General features: G+C 43.0%; 8 protein-coding genes and 1 pseudogene. 6 read left to right on the forward strand and 3 right to left on the reverse strand.

What is annotated here, in order from left to right; translation table 11 throughout:
* The 3 genes and pseudogenes from A3735_RS30590 to A3735_RS08405 all read left to right on the forward strand — a co-directional run.
* Nucleotides 1-257 (forward strand): annotated as a pseudogene (locus A3735_RS30590) (ribosome biogenesis GTPase YlqF); the annotation flags it as partial.
* A gap of 5 nt (nt 258-262) precedes the next feature.
* Nucleotides 263-1,045: a TSUP family transporter gene (locus A3735_RS08400; protein ID WP_068510884.1), complete on the forward strand. Its 783-nt coding sequence runs from the start codon at nt 263-265 to the stop codon at nt 1,043-1,045.
* Between the two features lie 25 nt (nt 1,046-1,070).
* Complete coding sequence (locus tag A3735_RS08405) at nt 1,071-2,177, forward strand: YafY family protein (protein WP_068514624.1); 1,107 nt, start codon at nt 1,071-1,073, stop codon at nt 2,175-2,177.
* 63 nt (nt 2,178-2,240) lie between these two features.
* On the opposite strand, the gene A3735_RS29555 is transcribed toward A3735_RS08405, so the two are convergent.
* The 3 genes from A3735_RS29555 to A3735_RS08415 all read right to left on the reverse strand — a co-directional run bounded on the left by A3735_RS29555 (nt 2,241) and on the right by A3735_RS08415 (nt 4,378).
* Nucleotides 2,241-2,384, reverse strand: a complete 144-nt coding sequence (locus A3735_RS29555) for a hypothetical protein (protein WP_156490390.1) — start codon at nt 2,382-2,384, stop codon at nt 2,241-2,243.
* A gap of 113 nt (nt 2,385-2,497) precedes the next feature.
* Complete coding sequence (locus A3735_RS08410; protein WP_068514622.1) at nt 2,498-3,745, reverse strand: alpha/beta hydrolase; 1,248 nt, start codon at nt 3,743-3,745, stop codon at nt 2,498-2,500.
* 78 nt (nt 3,746-3,823) lie between these two features.
* Nucleotides 3,824-4,378, reverse strand: a complete 555-nt coding sequence (locus A3735_RS08415; protein WP_068514618.1) for an NnrU family protein — start codon at nt 4,376-4,378, stop codon at nt 3,824-3,826.
* A 303-nt stretch (nt 4,379-4,681) separates the two neighbouring features.
* On the opposite strand from A3735_RS08415, the gene A3735_RS08420 reads away from it, so the two are divergent.
* The 3 genes from A3735_RS08420 to A3735_RS08430 all read left to right on the forward strand — a co-directional run.
* Nucleotides 4,682-5,011, forward strand: a complete 330-nt coding sequence (locus tag A3735_RS08420; RefSeq protein ID WP_068509717.1) for a hypothetical protein — start codon at nt 4,682-4,684, stop codon at nt 5,009-5,011.
* Between the two features lie 137 nt (nt 5,012-5,148).
* Nucleotides 5,149-5,565: a hypothetical protein gene (locus tag A3735_RS08425; RefSeq protein ID WP_068514614.1), complete on the forward strand. Its 417-nt coding sequence runs from the start codon at nt 5,149-5,151 to the stop codon at nt 5,563-5,565.
* Between the two features lie 106 nt (nt 5,566-5,671).
* A partial coding sequence (locus A3735_RS08430) for a hypothetical protein (RefSeq protein ID WP_156499533.1) occupies nt 5,672-6,066 on the forward strand: 395 nt, incomplete at its 3' end.

The following is a 6,066-nucleotide window of genomic DNA, read 5'->3' on the forward strand; positions in this document are numbered from 1 at the left end:
ATCTTCAGCAAGATAAGTTGGAGTTATTAAAACTTATCGGTAGTAAACGGGGCTGCCTAAGGGCGGGTGCTATTGTCGACTTATATCAAGCAGCAACCATTGTTCTAAATGAATTACGTTCAGGCAAGCTAGGCCAGATTTGCCTCGAGACTCCAGAAATGATGGAACGAGAACTTGCTGAGTTCCGCGCCATGATTGAAGCCAAGCGCCAGGCTGAAGAAGAGGCAAAGGAAAAACGTAATAAGGACTCTGATTAAAGATAATGTCAGAACTTAGCCTTGTTCAGTGTGCATTAATCGCTCTCACCTTTATTTGGAGTGGATTTGTGCGTTCAGGCTTAGGCTTTGGGGGAGCAGTACTATCACTGCCCTTCCTACTGTTAATTCACAATGACCCTTTGCTTTACCTGCCAATCATTTCGCTTCAGTTGCTATTCTTTTCGGGCTTAATATTTTTTGAAAATCACAAGATTCGCAAGAAATATGCACACCAGGGCGCACAAGACGAATCAGCTATTGATTGGCCCTATCTAAAGCGTGCGCTTCTAATTATGCTGATTCCTAAGATTATTGGCGTATTTGGGCTCATAACCTTGCCTGCTACCGTAATGGGTTTAATAATATTTTCTATCGTCGCGGTTTATTCCGTCACTTATATTTTTAACAAGCCCTTTAAGAGCCGTTTTAAGTCGCTGGATATCACTTTTTTAATGCTCGGTGGTTACGTCAGTGGCACCTCACTCATCGGAGCGCCTTTATTGACAGCTGTTTTCGCCTCACATGTTAAGAAAGAGCAGCTACGCGACACCTTGTTTGCCCTATGGTTTATTTTGGTATCGATCAAAGTCGCTGCTTTTGTTTATCTGAATGTCGAGTTCCACCTAATCCATCAACTATGGCTGCTACCCTGCGCGGCTCTTGGCCACTTATTAGGTTTAAAGTTTCACCGAAAACTACAAGAAACCGACTCAGTCGTATTCTATCGTGTAATGGGTAGCGTCTTACTGCTCGTCAGTTTTATTGGCTTGTTGCGTGCATTACAATAAGCCACCGTATTGAAAGTGAGGACCAATGCAAACCTTTCTTAGAAGATTAGAAATACTAAACTATTTGAAGTCGCAGCACCTCGCCATCGGCACGGATGAAATTATTCAGCATTTGAGTGATGCAGGCTATCTGGATACTCAGGCCTCCAAAGCAAAAAGCCAGTTTAGACTCGTACAACGTGACTTGAAGTTCCTACTCGGTGACGAAATAGACGATAACGACTACCATAACGAGTTTGGCCTAAGCACTGAAAAAGGCCTGGGAAAGAGCCGGCTCTGGCGTCTCGACCCTTATTCTCTTATTGGCTACAGTTTTGAGAAAATGCCTGACTACATGGCATTGGCACTCTCCATAAGCCAAAAGCATCTGAAGCAAGTCTTACCTGTTGATACTCAGAATGTCCTTAAATCTATTTTTCAGGAAGCTCAAGACAAGCTTCTAAAACAAGAGAAGTCGATTTCCCCCAAGCATTATCAACGCCTGACTAGCGCCGTAGAATTTTTCCAACGCGGGCAACAGTTAAAGGCTGCCGATTTTGACCTGGAAATGCTAAACCGGATATACAGCGCTATCCTTCATCGCAAACGCCTGATACTAAGCTATCAAAGCCAAGGAAAACTCAAAGATTATGAGGTTCATCCTTTCGGCGTTGCGATTATGCTGCCGAAAATATATTTAGTCGCCAAGAAGGAAGGTGACATGCAAAAGGGCGATGAGGCTTTTCGAAGTTTCTTGATTCATAAGATAAGTGACTTAAGTGTTAGCAGTCACGCAAATGCGGTGCCTGAAGATTTCGAGCTAAAAAGCTATCTAGATCAAGGAAATATGGATGTCTTAATCGACTTTCAAGACGCTCAGACTTACACCCTGGAGCTGAGTATTACGACGGGAAAACACAGCAATTTAATACAAGACTTACACGACAACCCTATCAGTCACGATCAGGAGCTACATCACGCTCACGATGATGACTGGAGCTTAAGTGCTACAACTAAGCGCACGGTTCAACTCAGAAACTGGTTAATGTCATTAGGCCCTCAGGCCAAAGTGATATCGCCCGACATCATCAAACAGGACCTTATCGATAACATCGACTTGATACGGGCGAACTATATAAAGCGTCAACACTGACATTAAGTTTAAACGAGATAAGCATGAAACTATTGGCTCTAGCGTCAATACATACTTCCTCTATTAAACTGGCTCAACCAGTACCAAACGCATATCCTGACCTTCAAAAATCTCTTTTAAAGTGTCACGAACATTATGAATGTTGTCGCTTTTGATGCGGAAACGAAACTTAGTGCCTTTTTGAGTGAATGCGTTAATTCTGAACATATTAGATCTCCTGATGATATAGGTCAGCAGCATTTAATGTGTGCTGCTAAGTAAGTACAGGATCTATAATATGGAGCGGAGCGACATATTTTGTCGCTAAATAGGAGTTTTCTTTAATTTCCTTTATTTTTCTTAAGAAAATCTCGATGCCATTGCTCAAGACGCTCAGCAACCCCTAATAATACATAGTCGCTGCGTAGCGAAGAGAATACATCAAAGGCGTGTTGCGCCCCCGCGATCTCGGCAAACTCCACACTTTGCTTAGACACTTCATCTAGCCGACTGGCAAAGTATTGCGCTTCCCCTAGAGACGTCAGCGAATCTTTATCGCCATGAATGATGAGGAAAGGAGGTGCCGCTTCATTAATGTGATTGATCGGCGACATATGACGATATATCTCGGTATTTTCTTGTTTTGTCTGTTTGATAATATTCTTGCGCATGATGATATCCAGGCCAACCGTCAGTTGCAGATTCTGCTCATTCATCAAGTCGTAAATACCATAATAGGGAATACAACCTTGCACACTGGTATCTACATCTTCGAAGCCAGGTTGTAGACTTTCATCATTGGCGCTCAGACTGAGCAAAGAACATAAATGGCCACCGGCAGAGCCCCCTGTTGTTACGATGAAGTCAGGATTACCACCATACTCCTTAATATGCTCCTTCACCCAAGCCAAGGCTCTTTTGCAGTCGATTATATGCTCTGGCATGGTCGCCTTCGGACTTAGCCGATAGTCAATGGCTACGCAAATCCAACCCCGTTTAGCCATTTCCACCATAAGCGGAATACCTTGCTCCTTTTTGCTGCCATAACCATGAGTCCAGGCACCGCCGTGAATCTGAAATAGTACCGGCGCAAAATTGGCGGTCGTTCTTGCTCGGCGAATATCGAGCTTCAGATTCATACCATCAACTTTATGGTAAACGACGTCTTTAATATTTTGCACACCGGGATCTGTCCAACTGTAGAAGGGATAAAGCAGCCGAAAAGTATCAAGCTCTTCATGACGGCTCCAGGAGCTATTATCTTCCTTACGACGATGAGGAATAACGATCTGATCCATCAGACCTTTGGCTTTGTAACCAGAAAAATAGTGGTAACTTAGAAACAGCCAGGAAAGCACACATATCACTAATGACACGGCTGGAATAAAACTGTCGACCGCACCAAAAACAACAAAGAGGAAGACAACTATCAACTGAAATGCAATAACGTGCAAAGCCAGCTCTCCGGTCAGCCAGCCCAGCAAAAAGCTAAGAACTATCCATTTCGGATGAGAGTAATGGGGACGCAATACATTAACAGCCATTGCCAAACACAAGAGACTGAATACAAAGAATACAAACGTCGCCATATTTACCACCTCAACTTAGGGATAGCTTTGCCGCAAAATCACACTATAAAAGACTTTCGCTAAAGAAACGTAACGTACCTAGAAAAGCGGCACGCCAAACAATTGCATATGGTGCATCGCGACAGCACCATAGGCGATCACGCCGACACCTATAACAACAAATGTCATATAGGCTGGCTTAGGTTCCGGCTTGACCCATTCTGACCGTTTGTTCGCACGAATCATATCTATTACAGCATAGGCAAGAAAACCACCAAATAACAGAATTGAAGCCGCATCACCATTGATTAACAGGTGCCCCAAAGCCCACAATTTTACGCCAGCTAACATTGGGTGACGAACTCTACGTTTAATGTTGGAAGGGATATAGGCCGCAACAAGCAAAATAAATGCAGGCAGCATCAGAAGCTTGGTCAGGTGTGACAAAAACTGTGGTGGTTGCCAAATAGAAATAAACGGAGCATCGGCCTTACCCATAATAATCAGAGCAAAACCTGCTATAGAAATCACCGCAAATATGCCTTTGTAGGGCAGTTCTCCAAGTTTATCGATATATTTTTGTCGCAATTCGGGCAAGGTAGGTAAAAGATGAATACCGATAAAAATAATCAGTCCAATAAGTAGTGTGGTCACGAATCTGTCTCCCAGGGCGTTTATTCAGGTCATCATTTTGTTTGTATTATTTTCCAGTGCAGAGGATAAGAGATCATCACTATTAAATGCTAGCCCTATACTGATGAATTCAGCATCTAAAACACAGTTTGCCAAATATGGAAGTTAAAGCAGCGCCCTTTAAGGAAGCCTCAGATCGGCAACAATTACGGTTAAAACCTACATAGCCTTACATTAAATAACAAGACTTAACACACTAAAAATTATAGTTAACTATAATTCGCCGCGAGTTTTTAGCCCTATCAACCTGCTTCGGAGATCTGAATGATTCGTACCTTAACCAGCTCGTTAAGTGCTTCACATGTTTTTCTATGCACCACTATCGCTATCACTCTTTTTTCGCCCAATAGCTTCGCCAACCCGCTCATGAGCAAAGAACAGTACGCCGACTATAGCGTACGCTATCAATGCGCCGAGATACTGTTTCATAATAATCTACAAAAGAAAGAAGCTGAACTCATTAAAATTGAAGACCAGTACGGCTTAACCGACGATAACTTTGATGCCTTTGACGAACTCATCACCGAATACGAGCGTGACGACACTTTGCTCGATACTGTCCGAGAACGCATCACTAAAGAATGCTCAAGCTAACAAAAAGTAAGAGGGCTCTATTCAATGAGCCCTTTCCTGTCACAATTTCTAATGGTAGAAACTGTCTTTCCCAAGCACTGTATATTCCAAACATATTCCCTGAGTTACTATAAGACACCTAATCAGAGGAATACTAAATGACTAACGTAGCCGACTATTTATTACTTACCGCAGCGTTTTCCTTACTGCTGTCTCTTGCCTTGGCTTGGTTAGCCTCCTTTATCCTTTACGCTGATATAAAAGCACTTAAGCGTCTATTTCCTGCTAGCCACCAGCTTATCCGAGCGCATATTGATTACATCTTGATGTGCCTATTGCTGGTAGCCTGCTATTATTTGAATGAAAAGCTTAGCCTAGAACTACCCGGCTGGGTCATTTACACCACGTGCTTTGGAGCACTGTACAACCCTTTCGGCTTCATTGTGCTAACTATAAAACCTCACATGGCTAAGCCTAAGTCGACTAGCGATAAAGCCCGCATTCTTCTAGGCTTCTTACCCGCGACAATTGGCTACGGTTACATTATGTGGCTTACCTTGATCACATTATTGTAAGCCCAGTAATCAAACCGCTTCTTCGAGATGGTAAGTCTGTGGTTATTAGCTATGCTAAGGGGTAGAAACAAGCTTATTCAGCTCCATTACAATACAAAGACCACAAATGAAAGCATTCTCAGCACACAACTGCCTGGTTATCTTACCGGCAACTCTTCTCTTTCCTTTAAGTTATTGGTTTGTAGGCGCTAGCACCGAAAACAGCTTACTAGCGTATATCTTGACTACCCTGATATGCTGCACATTGTCTTTGGTTTGGTATCAAAAAATAGTTATTTCACCCATAAACGCAGGAATCTCTGCATTAAAAGCGAACCTCGAAGAGAAGTTTTCTTACTCGACGCAATTAAATACCCAAAACATGTCTGGCGCGCCCAAAGAGTTATTTGAAATTTTGAATCAGCGCCTGAGCAATGCTGAGCAGGCTATACAGGGGATTCACCTTAGAGCCTCCCGCTTGCTCCCTATGAGCGCAGAATTAACCGAAACCTACAGTGCCAT

It is taken from the genome of Oleiphilus sp. HI0061 (genome assembly GCF_001635675.1).

Bases quoted from the DNA above. Each gene is read 5' to 3' on its own strand.
- A3735_RS08425 (WP_068514614.1), top strand. From the start codon at position 5,149: ATGACTAACGTAGCCGACTATTTATTACTTACCGCAGCGTTTTCCTTA.
- A3735_RS08400 (WP_068510884.1), top strand. From the start codon at position 263: ATGTCAGAACTTAGCCTTGTTCAGTGTGCATTAATCGCTCTCACCTTT.
- A3735_RS08410 (WP_068514622.1), bottom strand. From the start codon at position 3,745: ATGGCGACGTTTGTATTCTTTGTATTCAGTCTCTTGTGTTTGGCAATG.
- A3735_RS29555 (WP_156490390.1), bottom strand. From the start codon at position 2,384: ATGTTCAGAATTAACGCATTCACTCAAAAAGGCACTAAGTTTCGTTTC.
- A3735_RS08420 (WP_068509717.1), top strand. From the start codon at position 4,682: ATGATTCGTACCTTAACCAGCTCGTTAAGTGCTTCACATGTTTTTCTA.
- A3735_RS08405 (WP_068514624.1), top strand. From the start codon at position 1,071: ATGCAAACCTTTCTTAGAAGATTAGAAATACTAAACTATTTGAAGTCG.